Genomic DNA, 24,195 nt, shown 5'->3' with positions numbered 1-24,195 from the left:
ATATTACTTTTTATTTACTTTTATAAATTGAAGATAATCATTATTTTTTGCTGAAATTATGTACTCATTATTTTGAATATTGATTTTAGCCATATCCTTTACATCTCCTGAAACATAAAACCCGCTTTTTGTTGGTGGTATTGGATTGAAAGTTCCATTGCCATTTCCTTGTAAATAATACCCAAAACCTGCATCGTTTCTAGGTGTTTCAATTTCAGATTCGTATAAATTACCAGCAATAACAAAATCTAAATTGCCATCATTATTATAATCTTCAACCAAAATTTGATTGACACTAGACAATTGTGCTTGTACTGGTAATTGATGAATTTCAAATTTTTCACCTTTATTTTCAAGATAAATACTTGCAAAAGATTTTACTTGATAATGTAATGAATTTTCCAATTTTTCTTCAGTATAAACATCAACCAAAGTTGCTTCAGAAAAAGTTTCATAATTTTTAAACTTCTGTTTAATGGTTGGTATTTGCTGCGACGAACATGAGCGTCCACGAACAGGATATTGCTTACCATCATTGTAATAACTTAACACAATATCATCGTGATTGTTATTGTCAAAATCGTTGACATAAATATCAAATGTTTCATTTTCGGTAGCTTTGTATTTATAATTTAAACCGTTATTACCAACAATATAATCTAAATCACCATCATTATCAAAATCGCCTTGCTGTATACTCCACCACCAACCTGTAGTATTTGCTGTTAAGCCTAAATCTTCCGATATTTCTTTAAAACCTGTTTTTAAATTTTTAAATACTTTAATTGGCATCCATTCTCCAACAACAATTACATCTAACCAATCATCATTATCAATATCCGTTATTACAGCACTTGTTGCCATCCCTAAATTTAAAAATTCGTTTGCCATTTGCTGGGTTGCATCTTCAAATTTAACTTCGTTTTTGTTGCTTTTATTTAACAACAAATACGTATTAGCAGGCAAAGGATAACGCCCAGGTATTTGACGACCCAATACTAATAAATCTTGTTTTCCATCTTTATCAAAATCGGCAGTATACACTTTTGAACCACTCGTTTTCATCACAGGCAATCCATTTTTTGATTTCGAAAATTCCCCTTTTCCGTTGTTTATGTACAACCTATCTTGTAACATATTAGACTCTGGAGCAAATTCGTAACCACCACTTACAACATAAATATCGTTGTCTCCATCTGCATCTGCATCAAAAATTAAACATCCAACATCTTCACTTAGCTTATCAAGTTCAAAAGCTGAAACCGTTTGCAATTCAAAACCGTTTGCAGTTTGAAAATACAAACTAGAAGTATTTCCAAAAGAACCACCCACAAAAAAATCGTCTAAACCATCGTTATTTAAATCTCCAACGGCCAAAGCTGGTCCAAAAGCAGACATTTTATGAGGTAATAAAACTTGATTAAAAAAATCGTCGTACTCATTTTCTATGTGTTTGTGTTTTGGTAACAATTCATTTTCAACAGTTGCAAACAAAGCCGGTTCTTCTTTTACAGTTTTTGTATAAACAATGGCATCATTTTGTTTTAAAACCAAATGTTTATTTACATCAACATTGTTTAAAATCTGCACAGTTCCGTTTGTCCAAACAACTTTTATTTCATCTATTTTTTCAAATTTATTTAAGCCAAAATGTAATTTTGGTGCTACTGACGATTGAAAACCACGAGTTAAAGTTAATTCTTGCATTTGAGTAACCGCTCCTGTTTTTACATAAACCCTGTTTCCCAATCCAAATTTATTTGCTGTATTTCCTTCAAACTGAATGCTGATATAATTGTTGATTTCTGAACTTTTATTTTCATAAACAGAAGCAACCTCATCAACATTATTGGTAATAATTTCCAAATCTCCATCATTGTCTAAATCGGCATACGAAACACCGTTAGAAAAACCTTCGTGTTCAATTCCCCAAATTTTATTTACTTTTTCAAAATTGAGATTTCCATTGTTTTTAAACATAAAATTGTCAATTTTTTCTGAAGGAATTTTCAAACTTTTTTCTAAATCAGACAAATTCGTAGTATCGTTTTTTGAATAAGTATTGAAAAAATCACGATTGTTAACTTCTCTTCTAATTCCGTTGGTAATAAACAAATCCTTATTTCCATCGTTGTCAAAATCGGCAAAAACTGGTCCCCAACTCCAATCTGTTGAAGAAGTTCCTGTTAGCCTTGAAATATTTGAAAATTGCGGCACACCATTTAATTGAATACCTGTATTTAACTGCATACAATTGTGCATATATTGGTAATGAAAACCAGACAATACCGTTTCCCAAAATAATTTTGGGTTCATACTTGCCATATTTGCCTTTTGGCGACGGTTGTTATTGGCATCCATATCTGCCTGAAAAATATCTAAATTTTCGTCGTTGTTAAAATCGGCTATATCCAATCCCATTCCGTAAAAAGCAGTTTGCGAAGTAGCTTCTTTTATAACTTCTTTAAAAGTACCATCACCATTATTCAAATAAAAATAATCGGGAATGCTATAATCGCTAGACACATAAATATCTTGCCAACCATCATTGTTAATATCTCCAACAGTTACTCCGTAAGAAAAACCATAAGACTTAACACCTGCTACTTCAGATACATCTGTAAAAGTATCGCCATCATTTCTATATAATTTATCGCATTCAGCATCTGTTACTGTTTGCATTTTATTTTTATAGCTAAAAGGCGAAGTATTTACATTTGCCTTTGGATAATTTGCAACATACAAGTCTAAATCGCCATCATTATCATAATCAAAAAAAGTTCCTTGTGTTGAATTTGCACTATCAGCTACACCATATTGTTGCGCCATTTCGGTAAAAGTACCATTACCATTATTTATAAAAAGTTGATTTTCAGTAGGCTGAAACATTCCTGAAACAGCACAATAAATATCTAAAAAACCATCTCCATTAACATCGGCCATTGTAGTACCTGTGTACCAACGACCATCACCACCAACACCTGCTTTTTCAGTAACATCTTCAAATTGAAGATTGCCTTTATTAAGATATAATTTATTTTGAGCTTGGTTTCCTGTAAAAAAGATATCAACCAAACCATCGTTATTAATATCACCTGTTGAAACACCTCCACCAGAATATATTGATGAGTAATTAAAATAGTTTAATGAATCGTTTTCAATAATTGTATTGCTGAATTGAATTCCTGTTGAAGCAGCTTCCAATTTTTTAAAAATAGGACCTTCAGCTTGTTGTGTTTTCTTAGTACAACTTATTAAAGCAATTAAGAAAAAAAGAAAGATTATGTTTTTGTAAGACATAATTAGTGTGTTTTTTGTTGAAATAAGATACAAAGCTATTAATTTAAACAAAAAGCAACGTGCGAAAACACGTTGCTTTTTACTTTATTTATTCCATTTTATAAATATTAATAACCTGGATTTTGATCAGCTTGTGATAAAGCTGCATTTAAATCTAACTCAGTAATAGGAATTGGAAATAAGTTGTTTTTTGAAGTATATCCTGTTCCTGAAAGTTCAGAAGCAGCTTTACCCCAACGAACCAAATCCCAGAAACGTTGACCTTCGTGTGCAAATTCTAAAAATTTATCTTTCATTAAAGCGTCAAATACAGCTGTTCCAGTTAAAGAAGGATCTAAATCTGCTAAGCCAGCTCTTTTTCTTACTTTATTTAATTCGATAATAGCTTTATCATCTGCTCCTGTTTTATTGTAAGCCTCAGCAGCTAAGAATAGTACTTCAGCATATCTAAGTAATCTCCAGTTAACAGAGTAGTTCAATTCTTTTACACCACTTGGACTAGTATCAGAAGCTCTTGTAGCATATTTAATTCTAATAGCACCATCATAACCATAAATAGCTATTGGGTTTCCATCATCATCTTTACTTTTAACAGAACCACCTGCATCAATCAACTCTTGTTCAGTCATTATTGTAGCAGTTCTACGTGCATTTACACCAGAAGCTTCAAAAGCTGCAATAGATTTTGCTGATGGATAATTGAATCCCCAACCATTTAACAAACCAACTGGCTCAATATCAAACTCACCACGAGGCCCCATTAACTGTATGTGTAAATTACTTTCCATTCTTCCTCCCCAGGCAACATTACCCCAGTCGTATCCATTTGTAGAGATGTATCCAATTTCAAATAAAGATTCTTTTCCAAATTCACCTTCAACAGACCAAACATCAGCGCTTGTAGCTGCTAAATCGTAATCTGGATTAGAGATTACTGGCTCTAAATAAGTAAGTGCTTGTGGGTATTTTTCTTGAAAAACCAATACTTTTCCCATTAAAGCTTGAGCAGCACCTTTAGAAACTCTAAAGTTTTGAGCCAATCCCGCTTTAGTTGGAAGCCCTGCAATTGCATCAGTTAAATCTGCTTCAACTTGCGCATATACATCAGCTCTTGAACTTTTTGGAATAGCGAAAGCTTGAGAACTTAACTCTGTTGGGTTTACCAAACGTAAAGGTACATCTCCCCACATAGTAGTTAATTCAAAATAACACCAAGCTCTCATAAATTTTGCTTCAGCCAAAACAAATTCTTTGTTTGACAGTTCGCTTTTTTCTACGTTTTCAATAATTGTATTGGCTAGTGCAATTGTACGGTAATGTAAATTCCACACACTTGTTACAGCAGGATTAGATACCGACAAATTGGTATAATCGCTAATTTCAACTAATGGCACTTGGTCTGTAGCAGATCCACCACCACAATTAACATCATCACCTGGTAGCATTTTTACAAAATAAGCACTTGACCAGTCTTTAGCATAGTTGTACTGCATTAAATCATACAAACCAATTAAGGCTTGTTCCGCATTTTCTTCATTGTTGAAGAAGGTTGCGGCATCTAAAACTCCTACTGGTGGAATTTCAACAAAATCTTTACTACACGAAACACTTATTAAAAGTATAACTATAGTACTATAAATTAATTTTTTCATATTTATATAAATGTTTTTTTATTAAAAATCTACTGACAATCCAAACATAACTTCTCTAGGAATTGGATAAAAACCTCTATCTACACCAACACTATTATCTGAAAAACTACCTGCTTCAGGATCTAATCCAGAGAATTTAGTAAATGTAAAATAGTTGTCCATAGAAATATACAATCTCAATTTTTTCAAATGTGCTTTTTCTAATATATCATTATCAAAAGTATATCCTAATTGTAATTGTTTTACTCTCATATAAGCACCATCTTCAACAACTAAATCTGATTGATATGCATCAATTGCATGAGCTGCTCCAGGCATAGAAGCGTTGTCTCCTACTTGAGTCCATCTATCAGTATACCAATTTACTGGTTTATTTGTTAAAGGACGAGAAGGTTGATGGTATGCTGCAATAATTTCATTTCCAGCAACACCTTGTAACATTACATTAAAGTCGAAATTTTTATACCCTAAGGCAATATTACCACCGTAAATTAAATCTGGTTGTGGTGATCCAATCATCGTTTTATCGTTCGCAGTAATACCAGGGTTTCCATCTGTTTCAACATAAATAGGGGCTCCTGTTGCAGGATCTATTCCAGCTGTTTTGTATCCATAAAAATACCATACTGGATATCCTTCTTCAAATCTTGTAATACCATCACCGTTTGAAGGTGAGCCAGCACCAATTAATGGAGCAGGTACAATAACTTCAGTAACTTCATTTTTCAAAGTTGAAATATTGAAATTAATGTCGTAAGAAAAATCGCCACTTGTTGTGTCTCCCCAACCAATTTCAAATTCAAGTCCTGTATTTTTAATTGTTCCACCATTAATTGCTCCAACAGTTTGTCCTAATGAAGGTGGTGCAATAATATTACCATTTGGAATAATCAAATCGCGTGTAGTTTTATTATACCAATCTGCTCCAAAATTTAATCTACCATTTAAAGCTCTTAAATCAACACCAATATTGGTTTGCTCAGAACGTTCCCATGTTAAACTAGGGTTTGCTAAATCTCCTGGAGTAACTCCGGTAATACCTTGGTAAACAACTGGAGTAGACCCATCAACTGTTCTAAACACCTGAATATCACCATTTCCTGCTAAGTTTGCATCCGAACCATTTTGCCCCCAACTTGCACGTAATTTTAAATAATCAACTGCGCCATCATAATTCCAAAAATCTTCTTTTGAAATTACCCAACCAGCTGAAACAGCAGGGAAAGTTCCTCCTTTATTAGATTTAGGGAAAACACTTGAAGAATCGTATCTTAAAGAACCTTCTAAAAGATATTTTCCAGCATAATCATAAGAAATTCTACCAAAAACAGAATTCATATTTTTTTGATAAATACTTCCTCCAATTCTATCATTATCTCTATTTGTAAAATCAAAGTATGCAAACTCTTCTGATTCTTGAGCTACTTCACTTCCTTGTAAAGAATAGTAAGGATTTTTAATTTTTTCAGCTGAATAACCTAACAATGCAGTAACATTATGTTCTCCTATTTGTTTTGTGTAATCAACAAAGTTTTCCCATAACCATCTTGAGTTTCTACTAAGATTGTCTCTTAATGTTACTTGAGAATTTTGCTCTTCAGAAGTTACAAAATAAATAGGTGTCCATCTAGCATCAAATGTATTAGATCTTTCATAACCTAATCTAGATGTAAAATGTAATCCTTCGTATAATTTTAATTTAGCATATACTGAAATTAATATTTTATCAGTATCAATTCCACCTCTATATAAATAATTAGATGAAGCTACTGGATTTATTACCTCTCCATTTGAATAAGTTGGGTAACCATATACGTTACCGTTGCTGTCTGTCATAGCAGTGCCATTTGCAACACCCTCAACTGCTCTTGGAGGCAAAGCTCCTGTGTAAATAACCGGAGTTAATGGATCTATTAACAACATACTATTAATAGGACTTCTAAATGAATCGTCTTCTGAAATTGGAGAATTTCCAATATTAGTATACGTTACATTTGTACCTACTTCTAACCATTCTTTTACATCACTTTTTAAGTTTAAACGTGTTGTATATCTTTTATAATTATTATCATTTCCAACAGTACCATCTTGGTTTAAATAAGAACCTGATAAATAATAAGACATTTTTTCAGTTGCGCCAGAGAAACTGATATCATATCTTTGAACAAATGCATTGTTAAAAGTTTCATCAATCCAATCTGTATCAATTCCATTGTCTACAACTGTAGCTTCACCAGCTTCATTCATGTATTTAACAAATTGACCTGCATTCATTAATTCCATTTTGGTATTAACCGATTGAGAACCTAAGCTAGTACTAAAACTAACTACTTGCTCACCGATTTTACCTTGTTTTGTAGTAATAATTACAACACCATTTGCACCTTCAGTACCATAAATAGCAGAAGAAGCAGCATCTTTTAAAACTTCAATATTGGCAATATCGCTTGGTGCAATGTTATCCATTGAATTTACTTTCATTCCATCTACAATATATAAAGGATCTGAATTTCCATTAGAACCAGCACCTCTAATTCTTACTTTTGCACCAGAACCTGGAGAACCAGAAGAAGAAACAACTGTTACACCTGAAACTCTACCTTGTAGTACCTGTTCAACGCGTGGACTAGATGAATTTTCAATTTCTTTGGAATCTAAACTTCCAATTGCACCTGTTACTAAACTTTTCTTTTTAACCCCGTATCCAACAACAACTACTTGTTCTAAAACGTCAGATTCTTCAATAAGCACTACATCAACAACTGATTTACCAGCAACACTGACCTCTTTTGAGCCATAACCCACAAAGGTCACTTGTAATACAGCATTTGCTGCTACATTCTCTAATGTGTACTGCCCATCAAAATTGGTTGTTGTACCATTAGTTGTGCCTTTCACAATAATACTTGCACCTGGCATAGGACCATTAGCATCTGACACTGTACCTGAAACTCTCTGGGCCTGTGCGCAAACACCGAACAGCAGAAGTCCAAGAATAAAGATGTTTTTTAAAATTTGAATTTTCATAAATTATTTGGTTTAATTATTTATTTGTTTTGTATCTAGTTTTCTTGAAAAAACTCCAATACATCAAGTAAAATTAGTTTAAGTGTTAAAGAATTGTTAATAGGATTTTGTCAAATTTTTATATATTTACGACAATATTGAACAATAATTCATCAATTTTGTATATAAAAAAATTATGATAAACAATGCGCACCGAGAAATCACAAGATTAATACCTGAAGATAGCTTTTTGGTTGAAGAACGGGTTAAAGACGATTTTGATTTTCCAATCCACTTTCACCCAGAATATGAACTTAATTTTATTTACAGAGGAAAAGGGGTGCGTCGCATTATTGGTGACCATACTAGTGAGATTGAAGAATTGGAATTGGTTTTAGTAGGTCCAAATGTGGTTCACGGTTGGGAATTACACAATTGTAAATGCAAAGAGATTTTTGAAATTACCGTTCATATTCACGATGATTTATTGAACGAAAAAACTTTATCTAGAAGAATCTTTAAACCTATTAAAGATATGTTTAACCGTGCAAAACACGGCATCCTTTTTTCAAAGGAAACTACCATACAAATGATGCCTAGATTGATGGCGCTACCTAGAATAACGGGTATTAAATATTATTTAGAGTTTATTTCAATTTTAGATGATTTGGCTAAATCTGAAAATCAAAGAATGCTTTCAAATTCGAGTGTTGAAAAAACTGACTTTCAAAATAGTGATCAAATAAAAAAAGTATACGACTATATTCAAGCCAATTTCAAAAGAACAATTACTTTAAATGAAATCTCCGAATTGGTAAATATGAGTCCTGTTTCATTCAACAGATTTATAAAAAAACGAACTGGAAAAACATTTGTAACCTATATCAATCATACCCGAATTAGTTTTGCTTCGCGTTGGTTATTAGAAACCGACTTAAGTATTGGTGAAATTAGTTTTATGTGCGGTTTTAATAATATTGCAAATTTTAACAGGCTTTTTAAAAAGGAAAAAAAATGTACGCCAAAAGAATTTAGACATGAATTTGTAGGCACAAAAAGAATTTTATAAAACTAAAAAAATCCTGAAGATAGCCGCTTCAGGATTTTTTACTTAAATCAAAAAAACAAAACAAAATTAATTATTTTCCCATTACCACTTTTACAGTGTGGGTTTTTCCTTTTTCTAAAATTGGTATTACAGTTCCATTCACTATTTCACCATTTACAATAAGTTGTTTTACGCCTTTACTAATATGATCTGGATTTAAAACTTCAATACTATATGTAGCTCCTCTAAATTCTCTGGTCATTTTAAAGCCATCCCATTTTGATGGAATACAAGGATTTATTGAAAGCCCATCATAATCTGGTTTTACTCCTAAAATATATTGCGTAATAGCGTAAAAATTCCAAGAAGCTGTACCTGATAACCAAGAGTTTTTAGCTTCACCAGGTTTAAAAGCTTCTTTACCTGCAATCATTTGGCAATACACATATGGCTCTACTTTGTGTAATTCAGAAATCTCTTCTAAAAAGCTTGGTGCAATCTTCGTATAATAATCATAAGCTGCATCTCCACGACCAATCATTGTTTCACCAATCATAATCCAAGGATTGTTGTGACAAAAAATACCACCATTTTCCTTATAACCTGCTGGATATGTTGAAATTTCACCGTATTCTATATAGTATTTTGTAAAAGCAGGGCTGTTTAACACAATTCCATATTCACAATCTAAATGCTCTTTTACTGAATTCAAAGATTTTTCAACCAAGCCTTCTTCTTTTCCAATTTCGGCCATAGTACACCAACCTTGAGATTCAATAAAAATTTTCCCTTCTTCATTTTCATTAGATCCTATTTTTTTACCATAATAATCATAAGCTCTTAAATACCAATCTCCATCCCAACCATGACTTTTTACAGCCTCAATCATATTATTTACATGAACTTCTGCTTCAGCAGCTTCTTCATTTTTACCAATTCTATTGCATAATTTCACATATTCTTTTCCATAAACTACAAAAAGACCAGCAATCATTAAAGACTCTGCAGTATCGCCTTTTTTATTTCCTGTAGTTTGAAAAGACTCATTTGGATCGTTTGAAAAACAGTTTAAATTTAAACAGTCATTCCAGTCTGCACGTCCAATTAATGGTAATTTATGTGGCCCTAAATTGTTTACCACATGATAAAACGACGCTTTTAAATGGTCGAAATGAGGTTTTGCTCTAGAAGCATCATTGTCAAAAGGAACCATTTCGTCTAATAACGAAAAATCACCTGTTTCTTTAATATATTCTGAAGTTGATAAAATTAACCAAAGTGGATCATCGTTAAAATCACCGCCAATGGCAGCGTTTCCTTTTTTGGTTAAAGGTTGATATTGATGGTAACACGATCCATCTTCAAACTGCGTTGAAGCAATGTCAAAAATACGTTCACGTGCTCTTTCAGGAATTTGATGTACAAAACCAATTAAATCTTGATTTGAATCACGGAATCCCATGCCACGACCAATTCCAGACTCAAAAAATGAAGCAGAACGAGACATATTAAAAGTAACCATACATTGGTATTGGTTCCATATATTTACCATTCTATCTAGTTTTTCTTCACCAGATTGTATATTTATTTTACCCAGTAAATTATCCCAATAAGCTTTTAAATCGTTATAAGCTGCATCTACTTTTTCAACAGTATCAAACTTGGCAATCATAGCCTTTGCAGGCTTTTTATTAATTACAGATTTGCTTTCCCATTTATTATCAGCATCAACTTCAACATAACCCAGCATATAAATAAATTCTTTTGATTCGCCTGGTTGCAACTCGACTTCAATATAATGCGAAGCTATTGGAGACCATCCGTGCGCTTCAGTATTTTTTGGTTTTCCTGCATTTACAACATCTGGGTTGTCAAAACCATTGTACAAACCTAAAAACGATTCTCTATCTGTATCAAAACCTTGAATAGGCTGATTTACCGAATAAAATGAATAATGATTTCTTCGCTCTTTGAACTCTGTTTTATGATAAATAACCGAGTCTTGAATTTCAACTTCACCTGTATTAAAGTTACGTTGAAAGTTGGTCATATCATCTTCGGCATTCCAAAGTGCAAACTCAATAAAAGAAAATAATTTTAACTTTTTTACTTCAGAAGAAGTATTTTTCAAACTCACTTTTTGAATTTCACCCCAAAATCCTAGTGGAATAAATTGTAATATTTGAGCCTGAACACCATTTTTAGCACTTTTAAACTTGGTATAGCTCATACCATGACGGCATTCATAACTATCCAAATCTGTTTTCATTGGTTTCCATCCTGGAGACCAAACAGTATCGCCATCTTTAATATAAAAGTATTTTCCACCATCATCAACAGGTACATTATTGTATCTGTAACGCGTTAATCTTCTAAATTTAGCATCTTTATAAAAAGTATATCCTCCACCAGTATTTGAAGTTAATGAGAAAAAATCTTCATTCCCCAAATAATTAATCCAAGGATAAGGTGTTTTAGGGTTTGTTATTACATACTCCCTATTTGCATCGTCAAAATGTCCGTATTTCATTTATTATAAGTTAATCTCTCTCAAATTTTAAAAAGCAATAGTTTGCTTTTTTTTTAAAAGAATCGTTGATTTTTTATTTAACTACTTTGTTTGTATATCTATGGTAACTTGTGTTCTATTTTACAAATCAAAATTAACCAAGACAATAAATAAAAGTTGATACTATTTTGTCTTTTGCGCATTGTTTTTTATAAAAAAATTCAATTTAAACTGTTCTAATGGTTGATAAAATTGTTCTTCAAATTGTAATTTTAGTATTAAAAATTATAAAACCTAAACTATATTTTTACCAAAAGCAAAGCTACAAATGTCTACACATTTTTTAAAAATAACACTAATAACATTCTTATTTATAACAAGTTGCAGTTTTAAAAATAAAAAACACAACAGTAATATTTTTAAAAATAAAATAGATCATCTATTGGTGAAAAATAGTTATAATTCAAAAAATGGTTTAAAATTACCATACAGATTATTCAGTCCAAAAAATGCAAATCAAACATATTTACCTTTGGTAATTTTCTTGCATGGTAGAGGTGACAGAGGAACAGATAATGGAGCTCGCATTTATCATGAAGCAGGATTTATTACAAACCAAAATTCGCTTTTAAGTTCAAAAATGCAAACTTCTTTTCCCTGTTATATTTTAATTCCGCAGTGTTCTGATAAAACTGAAAATGAAGAATGGGCTAAATGGATTGGCAATACACCTAAAACTCCTTTTAACGGACTCACTAAAAATGGTTCTTATCAAATGAACCCCATTCCCTCTGAATCTGGAGCTGCAACTTTAGAATTAATTGAAAAAATTTCGGATAGTTTACTTATAGATAAAAACAGAATTTATTTAATTGGTGTTTCAATGGGCGGATTTGGCACCTGGGAATTTACATCCCGAAAACCACATTTATTTGCTGCTGCAATTCCAATGGCTGGTTATTCAGACCCATCTCAAATTGAAAACATCAAACACATTCCCTTTTGGATATTTCACGGAAATAAAGATGAATGGAATCCCGTTGAAGGCTCTAGAACAATGTATAAACTATTAAAAGAACAAAATGCCGACGTAAATTACACCGAATATAAAGGAATAAATCATGGCGAAACTTTTGTGAAAGCATTTAACGAACCCGATTTAATTCCTTGGCTATTTTCAAAAACTAAAACTAACTAAACTATCAATTAAAAATGAAAAAATTACTACTCATACTTTTTACTTTTCTGGTGATTAGCTGTACTAAAAATGAAAGTTCTTCAATAAATAATAATGATTTAGAAGAAAAAATTGAAAACCTTGTTTCAAAAATGACCTTAGAAGAAAAAATTGGTCAAACTAATTTAAGAGGAACTTCAAGTAGGGTAAAAGGACCGCTGCCAGAAGCATTAAAAGAAGGTGTTAGAAAAGGCGAAATTGGAGCCTTTTTAAATGTTATGAATACCGATTATGTAGACGAATTACAAAAAATTGCTATTGAAGAAAGCCCGAACGGAATTCCGTTGATTTTTGGAAGAGATGTTATTCACGGATTTAAAACAATTTTTCCTATTCCTCTTGGACTAGCTGCTTCTTGGGATGTCGAAACTGCTAAAACCTCCTCTGAAATTGCAGCTTTTGAAGCTTCTTCAGTAGGAATCCGTTGGACATTTGCACCTATGTTAGATATTGCTCGCGATAGTCGTTGGGGACGTATTGCTGAATCTCCTGGTGAAGACCCTTATTTAGCATCGGTTCTTGGAAAAGCCTATGTTGAAGGTTTTCAAGGAGACTTAAAAAACCCAACAACTATGGCTGCTTGCGCAAAACATTTTATTGGATATGGTGCTGCTATTGGTGGAAGAGATTACAATACTGTAGACATGTCTGAACAACTACTTAGAAACATTTATTTACCACCTTTTAAAGCTGCAATAGATGCAAATGCTGCAACAGTAATGACTGCTTTTAATGAAGTGAATGGAATCCCCGCAACTGGAAATGAATTTGTTTTGAAAACAATTTTAAGAGATCAGTTAAAATTTAATGGTTTTGTGGTAAGCGACTGGAATTCAGCAACAGAAATGATCACGCACGGATTTGCCAAAGATGAAAAACACGTAGCCGAATTAGCTGCAAATGCTGGTATGGATATGGAAATGACAAGCCAAGCATACGAACATCATTTAAAACAATTACTTAAAGAAGGTAAAGTAACCGAACAACAATTAAATGAATTTGTAAAAAACATTCTTCGCATTAAATTTAAAATGGATTTGTTTGAAAATCCCTACAGAGATAAAAATCATACAGGTAATTTTTATGCCGAAACACACTTAACAGCCGCTAAAAAAGCAGCTATTAAAAGTAGTGTACTTTTAAAAAACAAAAACAGTATTTTACCATTACAAAAAAACACTACAATTGCTGTAATTGGTCCGTTGGCAAATGCTAAAAGAGAACAATTAGGCACATGGTGTTTTGATGCAGAAAAAGAGCATACCGTTACTCCTATTGATGCTTTTAACCAATACCAAGTCAATTATAAATTTTCAGAGGGTTTAACCTATAGCAGAGATCAATCAACCAAAGGTTTTAATGAAGCCATTAATACTGCCAAATCATCGGATGTTATAGTGTTTTTTGGTGGTGAAGAAGCTATTTTATCGGGCGAAGCACATAGCAGAGCTCATATAAATTTACCTGGCGCTCAAGAACAACTACTAAAAGAATTGGCCAAAACAGGCAAACCAATTATTTTAATAATAATGGCAGGTAGAGCAATTACAATTACCAATATAATTGATGATATTGATGCTGTTTTAATGGCTTGGCATCCTGGAACTATGGGTGGACCGGCTATTTATGAAATGCTGTTTGGTATTAGTGAACCTTCAGGAAGACTACCAATTTCTTGGCCAAAAACGGCTGGGCAATTACCCTATTTTTACAATCATAAAAATACCGGAAGACCTGCAGATAGTACAAATTTTGTACATCTTAACGACATTCCTATTGAAGCTTGGCAAAGTTCTTTAGGAAATACTTCGCATTATTTAGATGCAGGTTTCACACCTCATTTTCCATTTGGTTATGGCTTAGGTTACACCTCATTTAAATATGAAGATATTCAGATTTCAAAAGACACCATAAATAGTAGTGAGCAACTAACTATAACTGCAAAAATTACAAATACAGGTAAAAATGAAGGTCATGAAACAGTACAATTATACATACAAGATATTTTTGGAAGCATTACCAGACCCGTTAAAGAATTAAAAGGTTTTGAACATATTCAATTAAAAAGTGGTGAGCAAAAAAAAGTCACTTTTACCGTAAATGCTAACGATTTAAAATTTGTAAATCATAAACTGATAAACGATTTTGAAGAAGGAGATTTTAATGTTTGGATTGGCTCAAATTCAGCAAGTGGCTTAAAAACTTCATTTTATCTAAAAAAAATTAGAATATGATTGATTTAACATTACTTTCTGCAGTATTTATTGGTGTTATCGTATTACTTTTTTTAATTCTAAAACTTAAAATACAAGCTTTTATAGCTTTCCTAATTGCAAGTATTATTGTTGGTATTGTTTCAGGAATGGATCCTTTAACCATTATTACTACTATGCAGCAAGGAATGGGTAACACTTTAGGTTTTGTTGCAATGGTAGTTGGTTTGGGAGCATTTTTTGGGGCAATTTTAGAACATTCGGGCGGAGCTGAAGCTTTGGCTAATTATTTACTTCAAAAATTTGGAGAAAAAAATGCAACTTGGGCATTGGTAATTACAGGTTTTTTTATTGCAATTCCTGTTTTTTTTGATGTTGCCTTTATAATTTTAGTACCACTCATTTATTCTCTTCAACGAAAAACAAAAAAATCTTTATTATTGTACGGGATACCACTATTAGCTGGTTTGGCGATAACCCATGCTTTTATTCCGCCAACGCCTGGACCCGTTGCTGTAGCCGATATTTTAAAAGCCGATTTAGGTTGGGTTATTTTATTAGGGTTTGTAGTTGGTATTCCAACAGCCATTGTTTCAGGTCCTTTATTTGCAAATTTTATTTCTAAAAAGATTTTTGTTGCAGCACCTAAAATTTTAGAAGGCGAAATAAAAACAGCTAATTATCCAGGTGTGGGCTTGGTATTTATTAGGAATTAAAAGAGGATTTAGCAAAGCATCTTTACTTACTATTTCAACCAAATCTATGGAACCTGCAGGTATCATAATTTTGTTAACAGGTGCTGGAGGTGTTTTTAAACAAATATTGGTAAATACAGGAACTGGTGAAATGGTCGCCAATTATTTTGCTAATGAAGGAGTTAGTGTTTTATTATTTGCTTTTTTAGCGGCTGTAATTATTAGAATCTTACAAGGTTCAGCCACTGTAGCAATGATTACAGCCGCAGGAATTACAGCTCCTTTATTGGGTGTAGATATCTCTGAGTTTAACAAAGCATTGTTAGTATTGGCAATTGCCTCTGGCGCATCTATTATGTCTCACGTAAACGATAGTGGCTTTTGGTTGGTAAGTAAATATTTAGGCTTAACTGAAAAACAAACATTTAAAAGCTGGACTGCCATGACAACGTTACTTTCAATTGTTAGTTTTGCAGTAGTTTTTTTACTTTCAATATTTAATTTATAAAAATTGCTCTTAAAATGAGTTCATTTTAAGAGCAATCCAATACCTCTTTTTTTAGATTTAAAACCTTTTAATTCCATACCCACCATTCTGCTTTTACACCAAAGTAGGATCCCCATCTTTTACTACCTGCAAACTGTAGGTAAGGTGAATAAAGTGTTTTCATGGCAAAGTCGTTGTAACGCGCAACTGAAGCCACAAATCTAATATGTGGTCTTGCCCAAATATCTTTTTTTCCGGTAGGAACATATACGGGTGCTACACTAAATTTAAGCATTGTTGCAAAAGGGTTTTCGCCATCCTTTCGTTGCGAATAATGTATTTCAGTCAACAAGTGAAAAAAGTCTGAGATATAAAACTCTTCTCTTGCTCCTACTGTAAAATCAACTTTTTTATTATAAACCTCTTTCCCAAAGTATGTTTCACTCATACCGTTGGTATCTGCACCTCCTTTGCTGGTGGTAAAAATTAGATAAGGGTTTAACGTATGCTTTTCTGATAAATTTAAAACGGAATGATTTACAATTGCCAAAGAATAAGCACCTCTAAAATTAAGTGCCAATGTATCGGCAGCTCCAAATGTGAGCCAGGTTCTAGACATTCCTCCATCTCCACCGTTTGCAATACCTGTTCCATATCTAATTGAAAAATCGTTAAAAGATCCTGCTTTCATTTTTTTAAAATTTATATGATGTCTGGCTCCAATAACAAAACCGTGATCAGATGGAAAATTAACAATCGTTTCAATAGAATCTATTTCAACTTCACTTTGACCGTTAGGCATACGATGGTATTCTCCTAAAATGGTTAATTTATTTTCTTCATTTAAATCAACATCCTGTTCAATATTTATAACATTTCTTTGTCTAAGTGCTGCGCTAGGTGTACCTGATTTGATATTTAAATAAAAATAAGGAGGAACAGTTGAAGTTGTATCTGTTGAAGCTATAAAAAGTGAACTAAATCTGGTTTTTTTGTATTCAATTCCAAAACCTTGCCCCGAATGATCGTTAAAATAAAAATGATCAGCAATATGCAAATCGGTTCCTCTATACAATCTAGCACCTACCCAAATATTTAAATCTTTGCCGCCAATATTACGTGCTTGCACAAACATTTCGGGTAAAGACATTGCCAAACCACCTGTACTAGAAGTTGAACTATTGGCAAAAGTTGTTAAACTGTTTGAATAAAACGACATTCTAACCTGTGCATGGATAACGGTTTCATCACCTTCTTTTGGGGTAAAATGAAACGATGGTGCAATTTCTAAATAATCTTGTTCTTCTAATCTACCACCAATACTACCCATATTGTTTAAATTTAAACGACGTCCAATAGACCTGTCATCATCAAAAGACCAATCAACGCCAACTCTTCCGTATGTACCTATAGAAATGTTTTTATTTGAAACGGCATCGTATGATATTTGGGCATTTATATTACTTACAAAAAAAACAATACAAAATAAAAATACCTGTTTTATCAAAAAAAGTTGGTTTAAAAAGTAAATTTTCATAGCTCTAGCGTAGTTTTTTAAATTGAATATAAAATTAAACAATGATCTTAAAAAAACAACTTTAATATTTTAAAATAACCAATTATTTAAAGTAAATGTTTAATTTTTAAAAAATCCTTAAGAATTTAGTATGTTTGTTTTTCAAAAAAATAAACTACTTATGAAAAACACATTTTATTCTATTATTCTTTTCGCAATTGCTATTACAATTTTAGGTTGTTCAAGCATTCACGTAGAAAATAAATGGGCGGCAGATAATATTGCAGCTATCAAAACAAAAAAAATATTGGTAATTGCCAGAACTGCTAATGAAAATGTACGAAAAGCATTTGAAAATGATATGGTAAAACAATTAAAAGCCAAAGGATTAAACGCTTACGCTAGTCATTCACAACATCCAGATTTAAAACCTGAAGACAAAATGACAGAAGAGAGAAAAGCTCAGGTTAAACAATTGTTTGAAACCGAAGGTTATAACGGCGTAGTTTTAACTGTTTTAAAAGATAAATTAACAAATGTAAAATCTACTGAAGAAGGTGGGTATTATGCTGGCGAATCTTTAAATGCATATTTCCCTCCATATATTCCTGTATATTCTTATGGCTTTTACGGAGGTTATTACAGTCCGTGGGCTTATCCATCAGGTTTTTTATACAACCCTAAAACTTTTGATTCCTACGGTACCTATGTCCCTAAATCATTAGAAACTCAAACTTCATATAGCTTTATTTTAGAAACAATGGTTTACAATTTAGATTTACCTGAAGACAAACAATTGGCAGCTTATGTTACAACCAGAATTGATGAGCCAGACAATATAAATGGTACTGCAAACAACTATACAAAAGCGGTTATAGCTAGTTTTAAAAAATAAAATCCTATCCCTAACTCTTTTCCTTTGGAAATGGAGTTCATATAAAAAGGCTGTTTAAATTTAATTTAAACAGCTTTTTTAATGTTTTAAAAACCACTAATTGAAAAATAATTTTCGATTTTCAATTTTTATCTGTTAAATTTGAATAACTAGACAACCTAAAAGGTTGTAATTAATAACTAACATTTAAAAAATTATGAAAAAATTAGTAGCAGAATTTATTGGTACTTTATGGTTGGTATTGGGCGGTTGCGGTAGCGCTGTTTTAGCCGCTGGTGTGCCAGATTTAGGAATTGGATTTGCAGGTGTTGCATTGGCTTTTGGATTAACAGTAGTTACAATGGCGTATGCAATTGGACATATTTCTGGTTGCCACTTAAATCCAGCAGTATCTATCGGCCTTTGGATTGGTGGTCGTTTTGATAAAAAAGAATTGATACCTTACATTATTGCACAAGTATTAGGCGGTATTGCTGGTGCTGGTATTTTATACCTTATTGTAACTGGTCAAAAAGATTTTACCTCTATAGGTGGTTTTGCCGCTAATGGTTACGGTGAACATTCGCCTGAAGGTTACAACTTAATGGCTGCTTTAATTACTGAAATTGTAATGACATTTATGTTTTTAATTGTTATTTTAGGCGCAACACATTCAAAAGCACCAAAAGGTTTTGCTGGCTTGGCAATTGGGCTTGCTTTAACGCTAATTCACTTAATCAGCATCCCTGTTACAAATACATCTGTAAATCCTGCACGTAGTACAAGTCAGGCTTTATTTGTTGGAGATTGGGCTATGGGTCAATTATGGTTGTTTTGGGTAGCTCCAATTATTGGCGCTATTTTAGCCGGATTGGTTTACAAATTCATCTCTCCCGAAGAATAATATTTCATTAAATCATATTAAAAAAGAGGCTATTGGCCTCTTTTTTTTGGTTTAATTATAATGGTATCGATTCACATTTAAGAATCATAAAACTTTATATTTTTATACTTTGGGCGTTCCCTTCGGTCAGGCTATCCGCTATATCTTTTTTGTAATTTCGCTAAGCTACATTACAAAAAAGGATGCCGCTGCTATCCTTAACGCAACGCAACCTACACAATTGAAAATTCAAATATAGATTCGTTTGAATATATTTCATTTGGATGTAAAATACTTGAAGGAAAATGAGCATTGTTTGGCGCATCCGGAAAATTTTGAGTTTCAAAACAAATCGCTGAAAATTTTGAGTAACTCACACCATTTTTAAAAGGCACACCTTCTAACAAAACAGGGGTATATATAACAGAAGCTGGCTGATTGGTATAAACTTTCATTTGAATACCTGTTTTTGGAGCCGTTAAAACCGCTTTTAAAAAACCTTCTTCCAAAACAAATGTATCGTCAAAACCTATAAAATCTGGTCTTCCTATAACCGATTCTTCATTAAAATCGAACCTGGTATTTTTTGAATTTATCAATTTCCCTGAAGGAATTAATTGCGAATCAACTTCTAAATATTGCTTGCTGTTTAATTTTAATTTATGGTCTAAAATTGAATCTTTTCCATTCAAATTAAAATAAGCATGATTGGTTAAGTTTACTGGTGTTGCTTCATCTGTAGTTGCTTTATAGGTAACTTTAACTTCGTTTTTTTCGGTTAATTGGTAAGTAACTGTTGCGTTTAAATTTCCTGGATAACCTTCTTCTAAATGTTCACTTTCACAAGAAAAAGTTACAAAAGGGTTTTTGCCTTTATCTAAATGTTCAACATTCCAATATTTTTTATCAAAACCTATTTTTCCACCGTGCAAATGCACCCCATTTTCATTATAAATTGGATACGATTTACCTTCAATTTTAAATTCACCTTTCGAAATTCTTCCTGCATATCTTCCAATTGAAGTTCCTAAATAAGTATAATTACTTAAATAAGGTTCTTTATTAAAATCTTCGGCTTCTAAACCAACCACAACATTTACAAGTTGCTTGTTTTTATCAGGGACATTTAAACTTATAATAGTTGCACCTAGATTGGATATTTCCAATACCAATCCGTTGGCATTTGAAAGTGTAGTTACTTCAATTTTTGACATGTTTTAGGCATATTTAATTTGATTTCAAATTTAAACTTTTAGCTTTAAAACTTGCCAATTTCAACAAATTACTTTGAAATAATTTTTATTATTCAACCAAATCCTAAAAATCAAAATACCAGTTAAACAAGTCTGTTTTTAAACCTACTGAAATCCAAGTGTTGTTTGCGGTTTTTAAAATAGCAGTATCTGTAGTTGGTTTAAAACTTCTAAAAGCAACTCTGGTAAAAAATTTCAAATTTGTAGCCGGATTTACCAAATAACCCAACTGTAAATCGCCAATAAAAACATTGGTTGTATTACCTTGACCTATACTATTTCCATAATCAGATTTTCTATCGTCGTTATCTCTGTATATATCACCACCATAACTATAAGAATCAGCAACAGTATTAAAATCAAATCCTTTTTTACCTACAACCACTTTTGCTTCTGCATACAAGCGTTTGTAATTATAACTGGCAATACCAATAGCTTCTCTAAAATTGGCGCCCCATAAGTGCGCTAAAGGCTGATTGTTGTGTCCAAAATTATAATTTAGCTCATCGTGAGAATACGTATATGGTTTAATGGCATTAAATTCAACCTGAAAATATAAATTATCAACTTTAAACGCATTAAAAAACTTTGCACCCAATTGATAACCAAATTTATTTGCCCACCAACCGCTATTGCTTGTCATTTCTGAAGCTCTAAATTCATCTAAAACTAATTGCCCGTACAGTGAAACTTTATCGAACTTGTATTTTAAATTTGCACCAAGCAACACATTACCCGCTCTGGAACCTGTTGCAAATTCAACCGCTGTATAAAAAATAATTGGATTGAGATAACTTACATCAAAACCTCTACCGTTTGTATCATCCCAAATTACAGATTCATACAATCCCAAATTTAACTTTTTTGTAATGTTCCAACTTAAGTAATGTACTGCAATAAACTTTTGCTTGTAAGCCCCGTCTACTGTTAACTCTGGTCTAATATCTTGCGCCCACATCCAAAGATTGGTATATTGAATTTTCCAAAAATTGGTATTTATTTTAAAATATGGCAAAGGCGAAGCTACATCAGACAGCAACAAAGAACGATACCCGTCACCAATAAAATTTTTACCATTTCCAAACTGAAAATTAAAATATTTATTAGGTGTAAAAGACAAATAAGCCTCCGCAACAGGATAATCATACGCATCTGTTATATATTCTTTTGCAATACCGCGACCAGGAATGGTTGCCGGATTTCCACCATCGGGTTTAATCAACTCCGCATATTCATTAAAATAAGTAGCAAATCTTCCCTGACTTTCGTAAAAGGTCGTTGAAAAACTGAATTTTTTAGTAATCCCTCCGTTTATTTGAAGTGCTCTTGTGTTGTTAAATGTAGTAACTCCCTGACTGTCTTTACCTAATTGTAAATCAATTGGCAAATCCAATGTTATCCAAAAATCTTTACCTTGCACATCAACCAAATGCTCATTCCATAATTTTCTACCAAACCACGTTTTTCTATCTTGTAATAGCTCGGTTTTTTGTGCTTCAATATTTACATAAGGCAATACTTCACTATAAACATAAGGTTTCATAGCTGTGTGCGTATTTTCACCTTTATTGATGTAATAGTCGTACGAATTGTAAGCTGAATGCACAAAAGGTATATTTAACTGACTTTTAAGCTCAGGAAATAGCGATTTTTTAAGGGTGTCTAAAGGTTCTTTTTTAGGTTCAACCAAAACAACATTGGTTGGTTTTTCAACAACCTCTTCAGGAATATTTTCGTTTAAAGGAATTTTTAAAGGAAAACCAAATTGCATTTCAACAGAATGGTTGTTGTATTTAGCTGGTGTAATTTTAGGTAAATTTTTAAACACACGCTTTACTTCTTCTTCAATTTCTTTGTATGGAGAATTTACATAAATCAATTTAAAATTTCCTTCAGAAGTTACTACAAAAACAATATTTACCGTTCCCTTGTAATTATCTTGAACTACGTTTGTTGGAGTCACAAATTGTTTTAAAATGGTATTTTCAAGTTCATTTTTAAAACATGTTTTTAATTGCGCTATTTGAAGTGTGTCACAATTTTTAAAAACTGGATATTTTTCGATTTGAGAAAAAACGCTTGTTGAAACTAATAATAAAAATAGGAATCGTAATTTTTTCATTGTAGCTAATTAGGAAATTTTCACAACTTTATTGCTTGTTAATTGATATTTCTCACCGCTTTCTATACAAACTGCCAATCCGTTTTCATCAAAATTCAATCGTTGTCCGTACTCACTAATCCAACCTATTTGTTTTGAAGGATTTCCAACTACCAAAGCATAAGGTAAAACAGGTTTTGTTACAACGGCACCAGCACCAATCATGGCATATTCACCAATTTCATTACCACAAATAATGGTTGCATTTGCACCAATACTTGCACCTTTTTTTACCAAAGTTTGTTTGTATTCATCTTTTCGTATAATTGCACTTCGGGGGTTTATAACATTGGTAAAAACCATTGATGGCCCTAAAAAAACATCGTCTTGGCAAATAACACCTGAATAAATAGACACATTGTTTTGAACTTTTACATTTGTACCTAAAACAACCCCAGGAGAAACAACTACATTTTGCCCAATATTACATTTTTCACCCATTTTTGAATTAGACATTATATGACTAAAATGCCAGATTTTAGTACCTGAACCTATTTCACAATTTTCGTCGATTACAGCTGTTTCGTGTGCAAAATAATTTTTCATATTAATAAGCCTCTTTTGCATTTCCGCCATCGGCAATTTCTTTAGCCGATGAAGTTCCAATTCGTGTAACTCCTAAGTTAACCATTTTTACAGCATCTTCATAATTTCTAACGCCACCTGCTGCTTTGGCTGGTAATGGTTTTGCATTTTCAACAATTAATTCCATTGCTTCAAAAGTAGCTCCATTTGGCTTACCTTCTTCTGTTACAAAAAAACCGGTTGAAGATTTTACAAAAACCTTTGAAGCATTTTCTTCACCAAAATTATCTAAAACAACAGCTCTTATTAATTGTGTTAAGCCAACAATTTCATCATTGGTTAAAGCCGCAATTTCAATAATCCACTTGGCTGTTTTATTAGCTTCTAAAACAAGTTTTGTACATTTAAAAACTTCAGCTTTTACCAAGTTAATTTTACCTTCTTTAAAAGCAGTATAATTCACTACAAAATCCAATTCATCAGCGTTATCATCAATTGCTTTTTGAGCTTCCTCTAATTTTTCAGCTGTTGAATAAGTCCCTTCATGAAATCCAATAACGGTACCTATCAATAAAGTTGAAGCTGCATTTTTTACCATTTGATTTGCCATACTCACATATTCAGGACGAATCATTGCTAATTTGAAATTATTCTCAATAGCCTCATTTACCAAATCAATTACTTTTTGTTTGGTTTGGTCTTCAGAAATATTGGCTTGCTTTGCAGTTTTTAAATAGGTAGCGTCTAAATATTGATTGATATCCATATAGGTAGTTTTTATAAATGCTAATTAATTAGGCAAATATAAGGTAATAATAAGCAATATAAAGTAAAAA

Annotated in this window: 14 protein-coding genes and 1 pseudogene; 6 read left to right on the top strand and 9 right to left on the bottom strand. The window is 32.3% G+C overall.

All coding sequences use genetic code 11. The annotated features are described in order from the left end of the window. Positions 1 to 3 precede the first annotated feature (3 nt). The 3 genes from EC396_RS01040 to EC396_RS01030 all read right to left on the bottom strand — a co-directional run bounded on the left by EC396_RS01040 (position 4) and on the right by EC396_RS01030 (position 7,979). Positions 4 to 3,300: a VCBS repeat-containing protein gene (locus EC396_RS01040; RefSeq protein ID WP_129364837.1), complete on the bottom strand. Its 3,297-nt coding sequence runs from the start codon at positions 3,298 to 3,300 to the stop codon at positions 4 to 6. 107 nt (positions 3,301 to 3,407) lie between these two features. After that, positions 3,408 to 4,952 (bottom strand): RagB/SusD family nutrient uptake outer membrane protein, encoded by a 1,545-nt coding sequence (locus EC396_RS01035; protein ID WP_129364836.1) that lies wholly within the window; start codon positions 4,950 to 4,952, stop codon positions 3,408 to 3,410. 21 nt (positions 4,953 to 4,973) lie between these two features. After that, complete coding sequence (locus tag EC396_RS01030; RefSeq protein ID WP_129364835.1) at positions 4,974 to 7,979, bottom strand: SusC/RagA family TonB-linked outer membrane protein; 3,006 nt, start codon at positions 7,977 to 7,979, stop codon at positions 4,974 to 4,976. Positions 7,980 to 8,154: 175 nt separating this feature from the next. On the opposite strand from EC396_RS01030, the gene EC396_RS01025 reads away from it, so the two are divergent. Continuing rightward, positions 8,155 to 9,027, top strand: coding sequence for an AraC family transcriptional regulator (locus EC396_RS01025; RefSeq protein ID WP_129364834.1), 873 nt, complete (start codon positions 8,155 to 8,157; stop codon positions 9,025 to 9,027). A gap of 70 nt (positions 9,028 to 9,097) precedes the next feature. Here the strand turns inward: EC396_RS01025 and EC396_RS01020 are convergent, their stop codons facing one another. Further along, positions 9,098 to 11,536 (bottom strand): GH36-type glycosyl hydrolase domain-containing protein, encoded by a 2,439-nt coding sequence (locus tag EC396_RS01020; protein ID WP_129364833.1) that lies wholly within the window; start codon positions 11,534 to 11,536, stop codon positions 9,098 to 9,100. A gap of 307 nt (positions 11,537 to 11,843) precedes the next feature. Here EC396_RS01020 and EC396_RS01015 point away from each other — a divergent pair, with 307 nt between their 5' ends. The 3 genes and pseudogenes from EC396_RS01015 (at position 11,844) to EC396_RS01005 (ending at position 16,168) form a co-directional block, all read left to right on the top strand. Further along, positions 11,844 to 12,713, top strand: a complete 870-nt coding sequence (locus EC396_RS01015) for a prolyl oligopeptidase family serine peptidase (protein WP_129364832.1) — start codon at positions 11,844 to 11,846, stop codon at positions 12,711 to 12,713. A 14-nt stretch (positions 12,714 to 12,727) separates the two neighbouring features. Beyond that, positions 12,728 to 14,986 (top strand): glycoside hydrolase family 3 N-terminal domain-containing protein, encoded by a 2,259-nt coding sequence (locus EC396_RS01010; RefSeq protein ID WP_129364831.1) that lies wholly within the window; start codon positions 12,728 to 12,730, stop codon positions 14,984 to 14,986. After that, positions 14,983 to 16,168: pseudogene (locus tag EC396_RS01005) on the top strand (GntP family permease). Before EC396_RS01010 ends, EC396_RS01005 begins: the two are co-directional and overlap by 4 nt. Positions 16,169 to 16,235: 67 nt before the next feature. Here EC396_RS01005 and EC396_RS01000 read toward each other — a convergent pair. Beyond that, positions 16,236 to 17,654 (bottom strand): carbohydrate porin, encoded by a 1,419-nt coding sequence (locus tag EC396_RS01000; protein ID WP_240665606.1) that lies wholly within the window; start codon positions 17,652 to 17,654, stop codon positions 16,236 to 16,238. A gap of 190 nt (positions 17,655 to 17,844) precedes the next feature. Here EC396_RS01000 and EC396_RS00995 point away from each other — a divergent pair, with 190 nt between their 5' ends. Both EC396_RS00995 and aqpZ read left to right on the top strand, forming a co-directional pair. Beyond that, complete coding sequence (locus tag EC396_RS00995; protein WP_129364829.1) at positions 17,845 to 18,558, top strand: hypothetical protein; 714 nt, start codon at positions 17,845 to 17,847, stop codon at positions 18,556 to 18,558. Positions 18,559 to 18,754: 196 nt separating this feature from the next. Beyond that, positions 18,755 to 19,441 carry an aquaporin Z gene (gene aqpZ / locus EC396_RS00990; RefSeq protein ID WP_129364828.1) on the top strand — a complete coding sequence of 229 codons (687 nt, stop codon included), beginning with the start codon at positions 18,755 to 18,757 and terminating at the stop codon, positions 19,439 to 19,441. A gap of 212 nt (positions 19,442 to 19,653) precedes the next feature. Here the strand turns inward: aqpZ and EC396_RS00985 are convergent, their stop codons facing one another. The 4 genes from EC396_RS00985 to deoC all read right to left on the bottom strand — a co-directional run bounded on the left by EC396_RS00985 (position 19,654) and on the right by deoC (position 24,125). Next, on the bottom strand, positions 19,654 to 20,634 hold the full coding sequence (locus EC396_RS00985) for an aldose epimerase family protein (RefSeq protein ID WP_129364827.1): 981 nt from the start codon (positions 20,632 to 20,634) through the stop codon (positions 19,654 to 19,656). Positions 20,635 to 20,737: 103 nt separating this feature from the next. Continuing rightward, positions 20,738 to 22,795, bottom strand: a complete 2,058-nt coding sequence (locus tag EC396_RS00980) for a gliding motility protein RemB (protein WP_129364826.1) — start codon at positions 22,793 to 22,795, stop codon at positions 20,738 to 20,740. A 9-nt stretch (positions 22,796 to 22,804) separates the two neighbouring features. After that, positions 22,805 to 23,380 (bottom strand): acyltransferase, encoded by a 576-nt coding sequence (locus EC396_RS00975; RefSeq protein ID WP_129364825.1) that lies wholly within the window; start codon positions 23,378 to 23,380, stop codon positions 22,805 to 22,807. Between the two features lies 1 nt (position 23,381). Next, on the bottom strand, positions 23,382 to 24,125 hold the full coding sequence (gene deoC / locus EC396_RS00970; protein WP_129364824.1) for a deoxyribose-phosphate aldolase: 744 nt from the start codon (positions 24,123 to 24,125) through the stop codon (positions 23,382 to 23,384). Positions 24,126 to 24,195: the final 70 nt, after the last annotated feature.

The organism is Lutibacter sp. HS1-25 (genome assembly GCF_004121075.1).
Lineage (GTDB): Bacteria > Bacteroidota > Bacteroidia > Flavobacteriales > Flavobacteriaceae > Lutibacter.
Note: the sequence above shows the minus strand (reverse complement) of the source record. Positions and strands in the feature narration are given on the sequence as shown.

Excerpts from the sequence above, each read along its gene's own strand:
- EC396_RS01040 (WP_129364837.1), bottom strand. The coding sequence starts at position 3,300 with ATGTCTTACAAAAACATAATCTTTCTTTTTTTCTTAATTGCTTTAATA.
- EC396_RS01035 (WP_129364836.1), bottom strand. The coding sequence starts at position 4,952 with ATGAAAAAATTAATTTATAGTACTATAGTTATACTTTTAATAAGTGTT.
- EC396_RS01030 (WP_129364835.1), bottom strand. The coding sequence starts at position 7,979 with ATGAAAATTCAAATTTTAAAAAACATCTTTATTCTTGGACTTCTGCTG.
- EC396_RS01025 (WP_129364834.1), top strand. The coding sequence starts at position 8,155 with ATGATAAACAATGCGCACCGAGAAATCACAAGATTAATACCTGAAGAT.
- EC396_RS01020 (WP_129364833.1), bottom strand. The coding sequence starts at position 11,536 with ATGAAATACGGACATTTTGACGATGCAAATAGGGAGTATGTAATAACA.
- EC396_RS01015 (WP_129364832.1), top strand. The coding sequence starts at position 11,844 with ATGTCTACACATTTTTTAAAAATAACACTAATAACATTCTTATTTATA.
- EC396_RS01010 (WP_129364831.1), top strand. The coding sequence starts at position 12,728 with ATGAAAAAATTACTACTCATACTTTTTACTTTTCTGGTGATTAGCTGT.
- EC396_RS00995 (WP_129364829.1), top strand. The coding sequence starts at position 17,845 with ATGAAAAACACATTTTATTCTATTATTCTTTTCGCAATTGCTATTACA.
- aqpZ (WP_129364828.1), top strand. The coding sequence starts at position 18,755 with ATGAAAAAATTAGTAGCAGAATTTATTGGTACTTTATGGTTGGTATTG.
- EC396_RS00985 (WP_129364827.1), bottom strand. The coding sequence starts at position 20,634 with ATGTCAAAAATTGAAGTAACTACACTTTCAAATGCCAACGGATTGGTA.
- EC396_RS00980 (WP_129364826.1), bottom strand. The coding sequence starts at position 22,795 with ATGAAAAAATTACGATTCCTATTTTTATTATTAGTTTCAACAAGCGTT.
- EC396_RS00975 (WP_129364825.1), bottom strand. The coding sequence starts at position 23,380 with ATGAAAAATTATTTTGCACACGAAACAGCTGTAATCGACGAAAATTGT.
- deoC (WP_129364824.1), bottom strand. The coding sequence starts at position 24,125 with ATGGATATCAATCAATATTTAGACGCTACCTATTTAAAAACTGCAAAG.